This window comes from Saccharopolyspora gloriosae, from assembly GCF_022828475.1.
Taxonomy (GTDB): domain Bacteria; phylum Actinomycetota; class Actinomycetes; order Mycobacteriales; family Pseudonocardiaceae; genus Saccharopolyspora_C; species Saccharopolyspora_C gloriosae_A.
The window spans coordinates 1,003,221-1,017,476 of sequence record NZ_CP059557.1; the positions used below are offsets into that span (position 1 = coordinate 1,003,221).

The following is a 14,256-nucleotide window of genomic DNA, read 5'->3' on the forward strand; positions in this document are numbered from 1 at the left end:
CGCGAAGCGCGGCCGTCACGTCAGCTGCCGTTGGGGCGCTTGCCGTGGTTGGCCTTGTTCTTGCGCCGGTCCTTCTTCTTGCGGGAACGCTTTCCCATGACCCCTCCCTCGCGTCGTTCCCACGCTCCGGCACGCGGCCGTGGGCGGGGATTTCTCGTTTCTTGCAGAGTTCTGGCCGTTAAGTCTCGCATGGGCGCCACCTGCTGCCGTTGGGTGGCCCGGCACGTGGTTTCCTTGTCGAGGAAGGCCCGTAACGGGGCTTTCCGAGGCCGCGGGCACGGTGAGTTCGGTGGCGGTGCGAGCCGGCGACGCCGTGGAGGAGGGCGACCTCATCGCGGTCGTCGAATCCTGACCGAAGGAGCGCCTTGTCGACGCTGAGTGACCTGCTGGCCGAGCACACCGGGCTGTCCGGGGCAGCTGCCGACCACCTTCAGCTGGTCGTGGCGGAGTGGCAGTTGTTGTCGGATCTGTCGTTCGCCGACTTCCTGCTGTGGGTTCCGGTCGGCCCGGAGGGGGCCACCGAGGAGCGTTTCCTGTGCGTCGCGCAGGCGCGGCCGACGACCGCGCCGACCGCGCACCCGGAAGATGTGGTGTCCACCGAGGTCACCCCGCAGGAGCATCCGCAGCTGCGCCGCGCGGCGTTGGAGGGGCGGATCTGCCGGGAAGAGGACCCGCGCTGGCACCTGGGTGTGCCGGTGCGCCGCGAGACGATCCCGGTGAAGCTGGACCAGGAGATCGTCGCGGTGCTGAGCCGGGACACCAACCTGGCGGTGCCTCGGGTGCCGAGCCCGTTGGAGATCTCCTACTTGGGCAGCGCCGCGGATCTGTGCCAGATGGTCGCCGACGGAACGTTCCCCACCCCGGAACCCGCGCCGGACGTGCACACGAGCCCGCGAGTCGGGGACGGCCTGGTCCGGGTGGACGCTTCGGGCACCGTGGTGTTCGCGAGCCCGAACGCGTTGTCCGCGTATCACCGGATGGGCCACGCCGCGGACTTGGTCGGCGTGCAACTCGCGCCGTTGACCCGGTCGTTGCTGTCCGACCCGTTCGACGCTGACGAGGTGGCGCAGCGGGTTCGCCGCGCGGTGTCCGGTGAGCCGAGCATGCGCATGGAGGCCGAGGCGCGCGGTGCGACCGTGCTGTTCCGGGCGTTGCCGTTGCAGCCGCGCGGCCAGGTCGCCGGGGCACTGGTGCTGGTCAGGGATGTCACCGAGGTCAAACGCCGGGATCGGGCGTTGATGTCGAAGGACGCCACGATCCGCGAGATCCATCACCGGGTGAAGAACAACCTGCAGACGGTGGCGGCGTTGCTGCGATTGCAGTCGCGGCGCACCGGTAATTCGGAGGCCCGGCTCGCCCTGGACGAGTCGGTGCGGCGCGTCACTTCGATCGCGCTGGTGCACGAGACGTTGTCGATGTCGGTGGACGAACGCGTCGACCTGGACGACGTCGTGGATCGCGTGATCCCGATGATGAGCGATGTCGCGGTGGCCGAGACCGGCGTGAAGGTGAGCCGGGAAGGCCGTTTCGGGGTGGTGTCCGCCGAGTTGGCGACGCCGCTGGTGATGGTGTTGACCGAGCTGGTGCAGAACGCTTTCGAGCACGCTTTCCCGGAAGGCACCGGCGGGGAAGTCGTCGTGCAGGCGGAGCGTTCGGCGCGCTGGCTGGACGTGGTCATTTCTGACGACGGTCAAGGCCTGCCGAAGGGTTTCTCCCTCGAGCGCGCCGAACGTCTCGGCCTGCAGATCGTGCGAACCCTCGTCGAGTCTGAGCTGCGGGGTTCGTTGAGCTTGCGCGGTCGGGGTCGCCAGCGCGGTACGGAAGCCGTGTTGCGCGTTCCGTTGAAGTACCGCCGCTGATGCCCTGACGCCGCAAGCGCGTCGATCGGGTCGGCAAGCCTTTACGGGGTGGCCTGCCTGGGGTCGGTCCGCTCGGTCAGTGGGCCTTGGGGGTGGCCGCTGGCCGGCATCGACGCTGATCGACCCCGGTTCTTGTCGGGGATGTGCTGTTGTTCCGCGACCGCCGTGTCGGGTCGCCCGGGGGGTAGCGCGGGGTCGGCCGGGGTGCTTGTGGGCCGACCCACTACGCTGTCAGCAGGTCCGCTGCTCAGGCGTTGGTACGAGCCGCCCGAGTGCGCGAGCTGCGACGCTTGAGGGCACGCCGCTCGTCCTCGCTCATACCGCCCCAGACACCGGCGTCCTGACCGCTCTCCAGTGCCCACGCCAGGCACTCGGAGGCAACCGGGCAACGCCGGCACACGGCTTTCGCCTCGGCGATCTGCAGCAGCGCAGGACCGCTGTTCCCGACGGGGAAGAACAGCTCCGGGTCCTCGTCACGGCAAACCGCATCGTGGCGCCAGTCCATGATTCCTTGCTCCTCGCTAGGCGCGCACATGACGCGCCGGTAGTTCGTTCGGGGTGTTTGTGAATGCTTTCACGGAGTCCGTGTGCTTGTGAATGCTTTCACGAACTGCCGTGATGTCAAGAGTTCGATCTCGTGCCGTGAGCCAACTCACCTGAAAGATCGACGGCTCTTGACCAGCGGTTTCGAATGATCGCTGGTCATGGACGGGGACGTCGATCAGCGATCCAGGTCCGTTACGAGAAGGTTATACAGCGACCCGCAGCGCGTCCGGTACCGAGACGAACTCGATCACCGATCGCTCGCCGAGGTTGTCGCCGTCCACCTGCAGACGCAACGGCTCCTGACAGGCTACGTGGATGGAACCGACATCTGCACGTCGAAGCGCGTTTCTTCCGTGTGGTTTAGCACTACCGCGGAGCATCTGCGCGATGTATCGCAACACAACGTAAGCATTCATGTCGCTGAGCGAGAACACGCCCAGTCCGGTGTCGAATGTGGTGTCCGGATTCATTCGCATCGGACGGGAACCCAAGTAGGTCCACGGGTCGGTGTTCGCCACGAACGCCGTGTGCAGCCCGGTGACCGGCGGCTCGTCGCCGATCCGCACGGTGATCTGCGGAGCCTGGCGCGACATGCGGAAATAGCAGTTCAGCGCGGTGCGGGCGTAGAGCGCGGGGCTGACGTTGCGGCCTCGGCCGCGGAGTTGCTCGACTTCGGCGACCACGTCGGCGTCCCAGCCGACACCGGCGTTGAAGGTGAACCAGCGATCGTTGGCCTTGCCGAGTCCGACCAGTCTGCTGCTGTCGGCGGCGATGGCCTGCAACAACCGGTGGGTGGCCTCGATCGGATCCTTGGGCAGGCCGAGGGCGCGGGCGAACACGTTCGCCGATCCACCGGGCACCACGCCGAGCCTGGGCATCCCGTGATCGGGGCGCCGGTCGGCGAGCATGCCGTTGACGACCTCGTTCACCGTGCCGTCGCCGCCGTGCGCGATGACCAGGTCGATGTCGTCGGCGACCGCGGCTCGGGCGGCGTCGGCGGCATGTCCTCGGTACCGGGTCTGCACGACCTCCAGTTTCACCACGTCGGCCAAGGCGTGGGTCAACACGTCCCGCCTGGCCGCGGTGGTCGAGGTCGCCTGCGGATTGACGACAAGCACGGCGCGCACGACCTGCAGCCTAGGCGAGGCGTCCTGCCGGTTCGCAGGGTGCGGCCTCGTCGCCCAGGTTGTGGGCGTGCGGCGGTGGCCAAGTCAGATCGTGATCGGAGTTCCCCTCCCGGTCGGCGGCACGGGACGGAACGGGACGCCGTGGTCCCCGTCGACGGGACCGGCGGCGGGCTGAGACACCGTGCGGGCGGCGCGTCGCGCGGCCGCCCTGCGTAGTGGTGCGCCTCGCCGGGCACGGTCGTCGACCTGCGGCACCGGCTTCGCGAGGGCGCACAACCCCGGAGCGCACCCGCGCGATTCGCCGGCTCCGGCAGGAAGCGGAACGGATCGGTGGGACACCCCGTTGCCCACGACCGTCGCACCTGCCATGTGACGATCTTCGCGCCCGCACCCGGCCCGAGCCATGCGGCGTTCGGGCGGTATTACCCTGAAAAGTGCGCACGCAGAGTCACGATCGGTGGTAAGGGGCGCTGTCCGGCCTTTGCCCCGAAAGTGTGAGCTGTGTCGCAGTGGGTCTGATCCCGCAGTTAGTCCGATGCCGCAGTTAGTCCGAGACTGAAAGGCGATGCCGCCGTGCCGCCCTCCGCTCCTCCGCGCACCGTGCGCATCGCCGCCGCCGTGACCATCGCCGAGGCGGTGGCGGGTCTCGCCTTCGTCGTCGCGCTGCTGGTGCGCACCACCGCCTCCGACCTCGGCGCGGTGAACACGCTGGACCGCACCGACACGTTCGCCGAGGCCGGGTATTTCGGGATCATCTCGCTGGCGGTGCTCGCCGCGGGGATCGGCATGTGGCAGGGCAGGCATTGGGCTCGCACGCCCGCGCTGCTGCTGCAGCTGATCCTGGTGGGGATCGCCTGGTACGCGATCGGGCCGTCGAAGCAGCCGTTGATCGGGTTCGCCATCGCGGTGCCGGCGGTGGCCGTGCTGTGGCTGATGTTCAACAAGCAGGGCCGGGTGTGGTCGCTGTACGGGCGTCCGCTGAACGGCGACGGCCGGGACTGACGTTCGGGCGCTGATTCGGCCTGAGCGCCCCGGCCGCGCCTGGTGTTGCTTCAGGCTCGGCAAGAGCCGGCCCGGGGTGTCACGAAGCGACTCAGGCGGCGGGGATGCCCCGTCTGCGACGCCTGCCGCTCGACTCCGGTGCGGCGCGAGCGGGCTCACGATCCGAACGACTGCAAACCGTCGCCGGTGAGGCGGTGCACCGTCCATTCGTCCATGGCCTTGGCGCCGACGGATTCGTAGAACCGGATCGCGGGCGTGTTCCAGTCCAGCACCCACCACTCCAGCCGCGCGTAACCGTGCGCCACGCACTCCTGCGCGAGCGTCCGCAGCAGTGCCTTGCCGAGCCCGGAACCGCGCCGCTCGGGCAGCACGAACAGGTCCTCCAGGTAGATGCCGTGGCGGCCTTCCCACGTGGAGAAGTTCAGGAACCACAACGCGAAACCGACGACCTCGCCGTCGATCTCGGCCACGTGCCCGAACAGTGCGGGCGACTCGCCGAACAGCGCCCGGTGCAGGTCGGGTTCGGTGAGGTGGCACTCGTCGGGAGCCTTCTCGTACTCGGCGAGCGCGTGCACCAGGCGCACGACGGCGGGAGATCGGCTTCGGCGACCCGGCGGATGATGTGCTGCGGCATCGTCTTCCTTCGTGATCAGCCCGCGGCCGCGGGCACATTGGAGCGTTCGAGCTGCGGGACGCCGCGTTCATGGCCGAGCACGCTGATCCCGGCGGGGTCGAGGGCGAACCGCACGCCTTCGGTGACGGGCAGGTCCAGCCAGCGGGCGATGAGCGCCCGGCCGAAGTGGCCGTGCCCGGCCAGCAGCACGTCGCCGCGAGCGAGTTCCGAGGTGACGCGGGCCAGCAGCGCGTCGGCGCGGGCGGTGACGTCGGCCGCGGATTCACCACCGGGATTGGGGTGGGTCCACACCGTCCACTCCGGAACGTGTTCGCGGATCTCCGGTGTGGTGCGGCCTTCGTAGTCGCCGTAGTCCCATTCGGCGAGCAGCGGTTCGACGGCCGGTGCGAACCCCGCCAGCTCGGCGGTGCGCCGCGCGCGATCCCGCGGACTGGCGAGCGCCGTCAGCGACGCGGAGCCGCGCAGGTCGGTGAGGGTGCGGCCGGCGGCGACGGCGAGTCGCTCACCGCGCGAGGTGAGCGGGATGTCGGTGCGACCAGTGTGCTTGCCGCTGCTGGACCATTCGGTCTCGCCGTGTCGCAGCAGGAAGACCTTGTGCTCTCCGGATTCGGCCACGCGCCGATTCTAGGTCGGGCCGGGTTCGCTGCTCGCCGCCGCCGGTTCGAGCGGCGCAGGGAACGCGATGAAGACTCCGTCGCAACGAAATCCCGTTGCTGCGGCGCCGCGCCGCGGGCGACGCCGCAGCCGGCCGCCCGGCTGTCGAGCAGCGGCCCGGCGGTGGGCATCGCGTTGATCGCCAGCAAGCCGGCCTCCTCGAGCTCAAGCTCGGTCGTGTGATTCGCGGGGTCGTCTCTGTGGCCGACCGTGCCGTCCTCGTGCGGTCGAAGAAGACAGAAAAAGACGCCGACCGGCGAAAATGTCTTCTCACCGGTCGGCGTCTTGATCAGTGCCGTGACTTCAGCCCTGCTTGGTCTCCCAGAAGATCTTTTCGATCTCCGCGATGTAGTCCAGCAGCTCCTGGCCCTTGGCCGGGTCCATCGAACCCTTGGTGCCGGTCGCGCCGGCGGCCTTGGTGGCCTTGTTGACCAGTTCGTGCAGCTGCGGGTACTTCTCGAAGTGCGGGGGCTTGAAGTAGTCAGTCCACAACACCCACAGGTGGTGCTTGACGAGCTCGGAGCGCTGCTCGGCGATGATGATCGCGCGAGTGCGGAACTCGAAGTCCTCGTTGTTCTGGTACTTCTCCTGCACGGCCTTGACGGACTCAGCCTCGATCCGCGCCTGTGCCGGGTCGTAGACCCCGCACGGCAGATCGCAGTGCGCGGTCGCTTCCAGACGCGGGCTGAGGATACGGGACAGTAGACCCATCATTCCTCCCTGACAGTGAATGCTCCGACGTGCGTGACCCTACTCGCGACGATCTCGCGCGTCTTCCCGGAGGGACGTCCGCGCTGGCGCGGCAGACCGGAGGTGAGGCGGTGTCCAGGCTGGATCGGTGGCCGTGGCGCCGGGTGCTGGTGCGCGGCGCGTCGATGGTGCCGACGCTGCGCGACGGCGACGTGGTGGTGGTGCGGACCCGGGCGCCGAGCCGAGCCGGTGCGGTGGTGCTGGTGCGGTGGGCGTCGCGGCCTGAGCAGTTGTCGGTGAAGCGCGCGGTGCGTCGTGACGGTGCGGGGTGGCACGTGGAGGGCGACAACGCGTTCGGTTCTACGGATTCTCGTGGTCTGGGGCCTGCTTCAGTGTTCGGAGTGGTGTCGTGGCGGCTGTGGCCGAAGCCGCGGCGAATACGGTGAGTGAAACCCGTTCACTTTTCTTTGCACCGTTTACGTAAACAGTGTTCACAACGCTGTGTGCACGATGCATCATCCGGCGTCATGACTCTCTCGCGCAGACGCATGCTCGGGCTCACCGCGCTGCAGGCGGCCGCAGCGCTCGGCCTCACCACCGTCTCCACTCGCGGCGCGAGCGCCGCCGAACGGCCCTACGTGCCCGCCGTCGTGATCGGCTCCGGGTACGGCGCCGCCACCACCGCGCTGCGGCTCGGCTCGGCAGGCGTGCCGACGCTGATGCTCGAAATGGGCAGGCTGTGGGACACCGCGGGCGCGGACGGCAAGATCTTCCCCGACATGGTGCAGCCGGATCACCGCAGCATGTGGTTCCGCACCCGCACCGAGGCGCCGCTGGCGAGCATCCTGTGGCTGGACCTGGTGAACCGGGACATCAAGCCGTACGCGGGTGTGCTGGACCGGATGCACTTCGACGAGATGGACGTCTACGTCGGTCGCGGCGTCGGCGGCGGTTCGCTGGTCAACGGCGGCATGGCCGTCACCCCGGAACGGGAGGACTTCGCGCGGATCCTGCCCGGCGTGGACGCCGAGCAGATGTACTCGCGCTACTACCCGCTGGCGAACCGGATGCTCGGGGCCAACTCGGTGGACCCCGACTGGTTCGAGGAGTGCGACTCCTACGGCTACGCGCGGCTGTCGCGCAGGCACGCCGAACGCGCCGGCTTCGGCACCACCTTCGTGCCGAACGTCTACGACTTCGACTACCTGCGGCGTGAGGAAGCCGGTGAGGTCCCGAAGTCCGCGCTGGGCTCCGAGGTGATCTACGGCAACAACCACGGCAAGCGCAGCCTCGACAAGAGCTACATCCCCGCCGCGATCGGAACCGGCAACGTCACGCTGCAGACGCTCACCCGAGTCCGGTCCATCCGGCAGGAGGCCGACGGCGGCTACGTGCTGACCACCGAACGCATCGACGAGCTCGGCGAGGTCCGCGCCGTCGGCGAGGTCGCCTGCGGGCACCTGTTCCTCGGCGCGGGCAGCCTCGGGTCCACCGAACTGCTGCTGCGCGCCCGCGACACCGGCGCGCTTCCGGAGCTCTCCGCGGATCTCGGCGAGCAGTGGGGGCCGAACGGCAACGTGATGCTCGGCCGGGCGAACCACCCGTGGGACACCACCGGGCTGGTGCAGTCGGGAATGCCCGCGCTGGGCATCGACAACCGCAACGACCCGGTGAACCCCGTGTTCGCCGAGATCGCGCCGGTGCCCGCGGGGATCGAGACCTGGGCGAGCCTGTACTTGGCGATCACCCGGAACCCGGAACGCGGCCGCATCGAGTTCGACGCGGCCACCGACTCGGCGCGGCTGCGCTGGTCGGAGTCGCAGGGGCAGCCGTCGATCGACGCGGCGAAGGCCGTGTTCGACCGGATCAACCGGGCCAACGGCACCACCTACCGGCGCGACCTGTTCGGGGACACCCGCGCGTTCGAGAACCGGTTCACCTACCACCCGCTGGGCGGCTGCGTGCTGGGGCGGGTGACCGACGATTACGGGCGGGTGCGCGGACATTCGAACCTGTACGTCACCGACGGATCGCTGATCCCCGGCTCGACCGGGGTGAACCCGTTCGTGACGATCACGGCGCTCGCCGAGCGCAACATCGAACGCGTGCTCGCCGATGACTTCTGAGCACCCCGTCCTCGAACTCGTCCGGCGCGCGGAGCGGGCGGGTTCGAGGACGGCAGGCGTCGTTCGGCGGACGGTCCGCCGAGCCGCGGCGGGCAGCTCGTCCGTGCGGCCGGGTCAGTTCGCGGCTTCGCGCAGTTCGGCGTAGCGGCGCAGGCAGGCCTGGTAGTCGGGCAGCAGGCCGCTGTCCGCGGCCTCGGCCAGCGTCGGCGCGTGGCGGTCCTTGTCCGACAGGACCGGCTCGCCGCCGAGGTGTTCCGCCCACGGCAGGCCCAGTTCCGGGTCGAGCGGGTTGATGCCGTGCTCGGCGGAGGGCGTGAACGGCGTGGAGCACAGGTAGGTCATCACCGTGTCGTCCTCCAACGCGACGAACGCGTGCCCGAGGCCTTCGGCGAGGTAGAGCGCGCGGTACTCGGTGGCGTCCAGCCGCAGCGCCGTCCAGCGCCCGAACGTCGGCGAACCGATCCGGATGTCCACCACCACGTCGATCATCGAACCCCGCGGGCAGTACACGTACTTGGCCTGGCCCGGCGGGACGTCCGCGAAGTGCACGCCGCGGATCACGTCGCGCGCCGAGACGCTGTGGTTGGTCTGCGCCAGCCGCAGCGGATGGCCGAGCGCCTCGACGAACGCCGCTTCCTGGAACGGCGCGGCGAACAGCCCGCGGTGATCGGGGAAGGCTTTCGGCGTGAACTCGTGGACACCGTGGATGTCGAAGGAACGAACCTGCACGATCGGAAGCCTAGGGGTCATTTCGGAGTGATCCGCGTAGCGGGTCGGGTAGCGGAACGTCAGCGGCTTCCCGTGGACCGGGGACGGTGGCTCCCGGAGCCGGATGATCGACCAGGAGCGGAAAATCCGGAAATCTTGCGTCATTGAAAACTGCTTGCGGGAAAGTGCTTCTGTTACGCCGACCTGCTCGATCAAGTCTGTGACGCTGGTCGCTGACAGTGCGCGACCCGTACTGGCAGACTGTCCGGACCGCAGCGTCCACCGGTTCGTTTTCCCGCACCAGGGAATTCCGGCACCGGTCGTCCCGACGCCCGTCGCAGTTCCGGTACCGCCCGGAAGCCTGACGAGCGCGTCGCCGGGTGGCGGCTCGCCACCCATTCGCTCCGAAAGCCGGGATCGCCCGGTTTTCGCAGGCCATGGCAACAGGAGGGACGCCGTGACCACTGTGAACGATCACACTTCCGCTTCCGCGAACGGAACGGAGCTCACCGACGACGAGATCTTCCGCGCGCACGAAGGCGGCAAGCTCGGAGTCGACGTGACCGCGCCGCTCGACAGTGCGCGCGACCTGTCGATCGCCTACACGCCCGGTGTGGCCAAGGTCAGCCGGGCCATCGCCGCCGACGAAACGCTGGCCGATCGCTACACCTGGACCCAGAACCTGGTGGCCGTGGTCAGCGACGGCACCGCCGTGCTCGGGCTCGGCGACATCGGCCCGCGCGCCTCGCTGCCGGTGATGGAAGGCAAGTCGGCGCTGTTCAAGACCTTCGCCGGACTGAACTCGATTCCGCTGGTGCTCGACACCAGCGACATCGACGAGATCGTCGAGACGATGGTGCGGCTGCGCCCGTCGTTCGGCGCGGTGAACCTGGAGGACGTGGCGGCCCCGCGCTGCTTCGAACTCGAACGCCGCCTGATCGAGGCGCTGGACTGCCCCGTCATGCACGATGACCAGCACGGCACGGCCGTGGTCGTGCTCGCCGCGCTGCGCAACGCCGCGAAGATCGTGGGCAGGCCGATGGACTCGATGCGCGTGGTGATCTCCGGCGCCGGTGCGGCCGGGGTGGCCTGCGCGAAGATCCTGCACACCGCCGGAGTCGGCGAGATCGTCGTGCTGGACTCGCGGGGCGTCGTGCACGAGGGCCGGGACAACCTCACGCCGATCAAGGAAGAGCTGCTCGGTTACACCAACCCCCGGGGGATCACCGGCGGGCTGGAGTCGGCGCTGGACGGGGCCGACGTGCTCATCGGTGTTTCCGCCGGTCAGATCCCGGAGGAACTCGTCGCCACCATGGCCGACGACGCGATCGTGTTCGCGCTGTCGAACCCGGACCCCGAGGTGCACCCGGACGTCGCGGGCAGGCACGCGGCCGTCGTGGCCACCGGGCGCAGCGACTTCCCGAACCAGATCAACAACGTGCTGGCGTTCCCCGGCATCTTCAAGGGCGCGCTGCAAGAGCACTCCAGGATGATCACCGACCGGATGAAGGTCGCCGCGGCCGAGGCGATCGCCGAGGTCGTCTCCGAGGAACTCGCCGCGGACAAGATCGTGCCGAGTCCGCTGGACCCGCGGGTCGCACCCGCCGTGATCAGCGCCGTCGCCGCCGCCGCGCGCGCCGACGGAGTCGCCACCGCGTGACCCGGAACCCCGCCGCGACGCGGGGATGGAGCATTCGGCCCACTGGGGCGCACCGTTCGCGGTGCGCCCCAGTGGTCTGTTCGACGGGATCGGTTCGCGGCGATCGCGTCACGGCGGCCGATGCCCGTCGTCACACCCGCTGCGGGCTTCGGCCGAAGGCCCACCAGCGGTTCGCATCGCAGCCGGTGCCGGTAAGGTCATGACCGGAACTCGCTGTGGTGCCGATCACGTGCGGGATGGTCGGTCTTCGGTCGTGTGCCCGAAAACGTGGCCGCTACGCAGGAGGGGTGCTGGTGACCGATCGGTACGACGGGACGCCCGCTTCCAGGGCGCGAGAAGCGGTGGACGCGACCGGAGCCGGCGACGCGGGCACGCTCGACGGGATCGCCGAATTACCGGACGCGCCCGCGATCCTGAGCTCAGCCGACGGCACGATCGTCCAGGTCACCGAGCAGGCGATCCGGCTGGCGGGCAGCACCGACGCGACCGACCTGCTGGGCGCGCGGCTCCCCGAACTCATCGTCCGCGACGGGCCGGTGTCCCGGTTGCGCGGCGCCGAGGACGTGGTGGTGCGGGTGGTGAGCTGGCCGCACCCGGCCGACGATTCGCTGCGCGTGACGGTGCTGATGGACGTGCGCGATCTGTTGCCGGACAACGGAAGCCCCACCGGGGTGGAAGTCGTCGACGAACGAGCCCGGTTGATCGAGGCGCAGCGCATCGCGAAGGTCGGCAGCTGGAGCGTCTACCCGGAGACCGAGCAGGTCTACCACAGCCCGGTGCTCAAGGAACTCTTCTACGCCAGCGGTACCGAGGACGTCTTCGACGGCGCGAACATGGTCGTGGCGGTCCGTCCGGACGACCGGCCGAAGGCCGACGACTTCGGGATACGGCTGCGTTCCGCCCCGGTGGGCAAGCTGGTCGAGGTCGAACTGCACGATCACACCGACCGGGTCTTCCTGTGCACCGGGCGCGTCGAGCGCGACGCCGCGGACCGCGTCGAACGCATCGAAGGCACCGTGCAGGACGTCACCGAGCAGCGGCTGCTGGAACGCCAGCTGCGCGACGAACGCCGCAAGCTGCACGACGCGCAGCGCGCGGCCCGGCTCGGCACGTGGGAGTGGGACGCCGCGACCGGCGCCACCCAGCTGTCGGAGATGATGCGCGAGATCTGCGGGCAGCTGCCCACCGGCGCCACGACCTACGACGGCTACCTCCAGGGCGTGCACCCGGAGGACCGGGCTCGGGTGGATCAGGCGTGGCAGGGGCTCGCAAGACGATTCGAACCGGTGGAGATCGAGCACCGCTTCGTCCGCAGGGACGGCGCGGTGCGCACCTTGCGGGCGCACGGCGCCGCCATCCGCGACCCCGACGGGCGGCTGGTGCTGGTGGGCACCGCGCAGGACGTCACCGAGCAGCGCACCGCGCTGACCCGGATGGAACGGTCCTCGCAGCGGTTCACCGACCTGGTGGCGGTCACCCCCGTCGGTATCGGCCTGTTCGACCAGGACGAGCACCTGGTGGACGCCAACGACGCGCTCTGCGACCTGCTCGGGTACCGGCTGGAGCAGCTGCGCGGCATGAGCGCGCGGCAGATGACGCACCCGGACGAACGGGATTCGGGGCTGCGCGCGGCGTCCGACGAGATCTCCTCGGCGCGTGCCGGACGGCGGAAAGTGCCGCAGCGGCTGCTGATCCGCTCCGATGGCGAACCCGTGTACTGCGAGCTGCACGTGGCGCTGTCGGTGCAGGACGACGGCACCCGGTTCTGGCTGGTGGTGTTCCAGGACATCACCGAACGCCGCCGTGCCGCGGAGGCGCTGCGGTACCAGGCGACGCACGACGACCTGACCGGGCTGCCGAACCGGGCGGCGGTGAAGCAGCTGCTGGGGCAACTGCTGGGCAGCTCCGATCCGGCCGGGGTGGCGGTGTTGTTCTGCGACATCGACAACTTCAAGCGGGTGAACGATTCACTCGGACACGACGCGGGCGACGAGCTGCTGGTCGCGTTGGCCCGGCGGTTGGAGGGCGGCCTGCCGGAGGGCTGCACGGCGGCCCGGCTGTCCGGGGACGAGTTCCTCATCATCTGCTCCGACATCGCCTCCGTCGGCGGACTCGATTCGCTGGCCACCCGGGTGTCGGGGCTGCTGCGCACGGCGGTGCCGGTGCACGGCCAGCTGATCCGCGTGTCCGCGTCGATCGGGGCCGCGGTGCCCAGCGGCGGCGGATCGGGCGGGGAGGACCTGCTGCGGTTCGCCGACGCGGCGATGTTCGAGGCGAAACGGCGCGGCGCGGGCAAGGTGTCCTTGGCCAGCCCCGCGCTGATGGCCTCCGCGGACCGGCAGCTGCACCTGGAGGGGCAGCTGCGGGAGGCGTTGAACAACGACGGCCTGACCCTGCACTACCAGCCCGTGGTGGGTTCCGACGGCACAGTGCTCACCGCCGAGGCCTTGGTGCGCTGGCCGCATCCGGATCGCGGGCTGCTGAGCCCGGACGCGTTCCTGCCGGTGGCCGAGCAGGGCGACCTGCTGCGGGAATTGGACCGCTGGGTGCTGCGCACCGCGCTGCGGGAGGCGTCGACGTGGCCGACGCCGAACGGGCGCCAAGTCGGCATCGCGGTGAACCTCGCCGGGCTGGTGCCGGGCGGCGCCGACTTCGTGGACGTCGTCGCGGACACCGTCGCCGAATGCGGCCTGGACTGGAACCGGGTGGTCCTGGAACTGGTGGAGACGGCGCTGGTCGACCTGCCGTCGCGCACCAGGCAGGCGATGGGGGAGCTGGTGGCGCGCGGCGTGCGGTTCGCCGTGGACGACTTCGGCACCGGCTACTCGTCGCTGGCCCGGTTGAAGGACCTGCCCGCGCAGATCATCAAGGTGGACCGCCGGTTCGTGGCGGGCGTCGGCGGTGACCCGTCGGACTTCGCGGTGGCGCAGGCCGTGGTGGGCATGGCGCGGGCGATGGGCCGGTTGTGCGTGGCGGAGGGCGTGGAGACGGCCACCCAGTTCCACGTGCTCTCCGGCGTCGGTGTGGACGCCTACCAGGGCTGGTTGTTCTCCAGACCGATGCCGGCGCGCGAGTTCCGAGCCCTGCTGGAAACCGGCCCATTGCCCTTGCTCAACGATCGGTGAGGGGCCTTGGGCTGCTTGGGTGGTCGGGTGGCGGAACCTCAGCTGTCTTCTCGCTGCGGGATCTTTTTCCCTAGTGGCTCCGCCACGAGGGAAAAAGCTGTCCTCGCGAGAAGACAGCTGAGAAC

12 protein-coding genes and 1 pseudogene are annotated in these 14,256 nt (G+C 69.6%); 6 read left to right on the plus strand and 7 right to left on the minus strand.

The genetic code is table 11. The annotated features are described in order from the left end of the window. Positions 1 to 20 precede the first annotated feature (20 nt). Complete coding sequence (locus tag H2Q94_RS30840) at positions 21 to 98, minus strand: 50S ribosomal protein bL37 (RefSeq protein ID WP_373690061.1); 78 nt, start codon at positions 96 to 98, stop codon at positions 21 to 23. Between the two features lie 267 nt (positions 99 to 365). On the opposite strand from H2Q94_RS30840, the gene H2Q94_RS04305 reads away from it, so the two are divergent. Continuing rightward, complete coding sequence (locus tag H2Q94_RS04305) at positions 366 to 1,859, plus strand: PAS domain-containing sensor histidine kinase (protein ID WP_243792239.1); 1,494 nt, start codon at positions 366 to 368, stop codon at positions 1,857 to 1,859. Positions 1,860 to 2,106: 247 nt separating this feature from the next. On the opposite strand, the gene H2Q94_RS04310 is transcribed toward H2Q94_RS04305, so the two are convergent. Both H2Q94_RS04310 and H2Q94_RS04315 read right to left on the minus strand, forming a co-directional pair. Next, on the minus strand, positions 2,107 to 2,364 hold the full coding sequence (locus tag H2Q94_RS04310; protein WP_200073222.1) for a WhiB family transcriptional regulator: 258 nt from the start codon (positions 2,362 to 2,364) through the stop codon (positions 2,107 to 2,109). A gap of 244 nt (positions 2,365 to 2,608) precedes the next feature. Beyond that, entirely contained in the window at positions 2,609 to 3,532 is a 924-nt protein-coding gene (locus H2Q94_RS04315; RefSeq protein WP_243792241.1) for a diacylglycerol/lipid kinase family protein, read from the minus strand. Between the two features lie 573 nt (positions 3,533 to 4,105). Here H2Q94_RS04315 and H2Q94_RS04320 point away from each other — a divergent pair. Then, positions 4,106 to 4,534 carry a hypothetical protein gene (locus H2Q94_RS04320; protein WP_243792244.1) on the plus strand — a complete coding sequence of 143 codons (429 nt, stop codon included), beginning with the start codon at positions 4,106 to 4,108 and terminating at the stop codon, positions 4,532 to 4,534. A 155-nt stretch (positions 4,535 to 4,689) separates the two neighbouring features. On the opposite strand, the pseudogene H2Q94_RS04325 reads toward H2Q94_RS04320, so the two are convergent. From H2Q94_RS04325 to sodN, 3 genes and pseudogenes are all read right to left on the minus strand, one after another. After that, positions 4,690 to 5,168, minus strand: a pseudogene (locus tag H2Q94_RS04325) (N-acetyltransferase family protein). Between the two features lie 15 nt (positions 5,169 to 5,183). After that, positions 5,184 to 5,783, minus strand: a complete 600-nt coding sequence (locus H2Q94_RS04330; RefSeq protein ID WP_243792246.1) for an acid phosphatase — start codon at positions 5,781 to 5,783, stop codon at positions 5,184 to 5,186. 342 nt (positions 5,784 to 6,125) lie between these two features. Further along, complete coding sequence (gene sodN, locus H2Q94_RS04335; RefSeq protein WP_224960478.1) at positions 6,126 to 6,533, minus strand: superoxide dismutase, Ni; 408 nt, start codon at positions 6,531 to 6,533, stop codon at positions 6,126 to 6,128. 110 nt (positions 6,534 to 6,643) lie between these two features. On the opposite strand from sodN, the gene H2Q94_RS04340 reads away from it, so the two are divergent. Both H2Q94_RS04340 and H2Q94_RS04345 read left to right on the plus strand, forming a co-directional pair. Continuing rightward, positions 6,644 to 6,958 (plus strand): S24/S26 family peptidase, encoded by a 315-nt coding sequence (locus H2Q94_RS04340; protein WP_243792248.1) that lies wholly within the window; start codon positions 6,644 to 6,646, stop codon positions 6,956 to 6,958. Positions 6,959 to 7,039: 81 nt separating this feature from the next. Then, positions 7,040 to 8,638 (plus strand): GMC oxidoreductase, encoded by a 1,599-nt coding sequence (locus H2Q94_RS04345; protein ID WP_243792250.1) that lies wholly within the window; start codon positions 7,040 to 7,042, stop codon positions 8,636 to 8,638. 114 nt (positions 8,639 to 8,752) lie between these two features. Here the strand turns inward: H2Q94_RS04345 and H2Q94_RS04350 are convergent, their stop codons facing one another. Further along, complete coding sequence (locus tag H2Q94_RS04350; RefSeq protein ID WP_243792253.1) at positions 8,753 to 9,367, minus strand: dTDP-4-dehydrorhamnose 3,5-epimerase family protein; 615 nt, start codon at positions 9,365 to 9,367, stop codon at positions 8,753 to 8,755. Positions 9,368 to 9,803: 436 nt separating this feature from the next. Here H2Q94_RS04350 and H2Q94_RS04355 point away from each other — a divergent pair, with 436 nt between their 5' ends. Then, positions 9,804 to 11,006, plus strand: coding sequence for an NAD(P)-dependent malic enzyme (locus tag H2Q94_RS04355; protein ID WP_243792255.1), 1,203 nt, complete (start codon positions 9,804 to 9,806; stop codon positions 11,004 to 11,006). A 287-nt stretch (positions 11,007 to 11,293) separates the two neighbouring features. Next, positions 11,294 to 14,131 (plus strand): sensor domain-containing protein, encoded by a 2,838-nt coding sequence (locus tag H2Q94_RS04360; RefSeq protein ID WP_397545423.1) that lies wholly within the window; start codon positions 11,294 to 11,296, stop codon positions 14,129 to 14,131. Positions 14,132 to 14,256: the final 125 nt, after the last annotated feature.

Coding starts and splice junctions, on each gene's coding strand:
- H2Q94_RS30840 (WP_373690061.1), bottom strand. CDS start 98: ATGGGAAAGCGTTCCCGCAAGAAGAAGGACCGGCGCAAGAACAAGGCC.
- H2Q94_RS04310 (WP_200073222.1), bottom strand. CDS start 2,364: ATGGACTGGCGCCACGATGCGGTTTGCCGTGACGAGGACCCGGAGCTG.
- sodN (WP_224960478.1), bottom strand. CDS start 6,533: ATGGGTCTACTGTCCCGTATCCTCAGCCCGCGTCTGGAAGCGACCGCG.
- H2Q94_RS04345 (WP_243792250.1), top strand. CDS start 7,040: ATGACTCTCTCGCGCAGACGCATGCTCGGGCTCACCGCGCTGCAGGCG.